The 1466-nt window shown below is 66.5% G+C and carries 1 protein-coding gene; it reads right to left on the minus strand.

Features of this window, described 5'->3' with window-relative positions; genetic code table 11:
* On the minus strand, positions 1-1466 hold a 1466-nt coding region (gene arc / locus PUR56_RS00250), incomplete at both ends, for a proteasome ATPase (RefSeq protein WP_329947341.1).

Below are 1466 nucleotides of genomic sequence, written 5' to 3' on the forward strand. Positions count from 1 at the left end.
TACAGGTACTGCCCGGTGTTGGCGACAGTGTCGATCGAGCGGCCGGACTCGGCACCCTGCTTCCCGGTGACCAGGGTCCGGATGAAGACGATCCGCTCGCCCTTCTTGCCGGAGATCCGGGCCCAGTCGTCCGGGTTGGTGGTGTTCGGCAGGTCCTCGTTCTCCTTGAACTCGTCCACGCAGGCGTTGAGCAGGTGGGCGACGCGCAGACCCCGCTGACCGTGGTCGAGGAAGGCCTTGATGGCCATCTTCTTCGCCCGGTCGACGATGTTCTGGATCATCGCGCCGGAGTTGAAGTCCTTGAAGTACAGGACCTCCTTGTCACCGTTGGCGTAGGTGACCTCCAGGAAGCGGTTCTCCTCCGTCTCGGAGTACATCCGCTCCACCACCGACTGGATCATCGCCTCCACCGTGGCGCCCACGGAGCCGTCGTGCTCCTTGAGGTCGTCCGGGTGGAACGGCAGCGAGCCCTTGAGGTACTTGGAGAAGATGTCCTTCGCGGCCTCGGCGTCCGGGCGCTCGATCTTGATCTTGACGTCCAGGCGGCCGGGCCGCAGGATCGCCGGGTCGATCATGTCCTCGCGGTTCGAGGCGCCGATGACGATGACGTTCTCCAGGCCCTCCACGCCGTCGATCTCGGCGAGCAGCTGCGGGACGATGGTGTTCTCCACGTCCGAGCTGACACCGGAACCGCGGGTGCGGAACAGCGACTCCATCTCGTCGAAGAAGACGATGACGGGGGTGCCCTCGCTCGCCTTCTCCCGGGCCCGCTGGAAGACCAGGCGGATCTGCCGCTCGGTCTCGCCGACGTACTTGTTGAGCAGCTCGGGGCCCTTGATGTTGAGGAAGTAGCTCTTCCCCTGGGGCCTGCCGGTGACCTCGGCGACCTTCTTGGCCAGCGAGTTCGCCACGGCCTTGGCGATCAGCGTCTTGCCGCAGCCGGGCGGGCCGTAGAGCAGCACGCCCTTGGGCGGGCGCAGCTCGTACTCCTTGAAGAGGTCGGCGTGCAGGTACGGCAGCTCGACCGCGTCCCGGATCAGTTCGATCTGGTTGGCGAGGCCGCCGATCTGGCGGTAGTCGATGTCCGGGACCTCCTCGAGGACGAGCTCCTCGACCTCGGACTTCGGCACGACCTCGTAGACGTAGCCGGAACGGGGTTCCAGCAGGAGGGCGTCCCCCGCCCGGAGGGTGATCTCGCGCAGCGGTTCGGCCAGGCGCACCACCCGCTCCTCGTCGGTGTGGCCGACGACCAGGGCCCGCTCGCCGTCCTCCAGGACCTCCTTGAGGGTGACCAGGTCGCCGATGCTCTCGAAGGCCATCGCGTCCACGATGTTGAGGGCCTCGTTGAGCATCACTTCCTGGCCGCGCCGCAGCTCGTCGAGCTCGACGTTGGGGCTGACGTTCACGCGGAGCTTGCGGCCACCGGTGAAGATGTCGGCGGTGCCGTCCTCGTTCTGGCTGAGGAA

The sequence above is a fragment of the Streptomyces sp. BE303 genome, from assembly GCF_036290945.1.
Lineage (GTDB): Bacteria > Actinomycetota > Actinomycetes > Streptomycetales > Streptomycetaceae > Kitasatospora.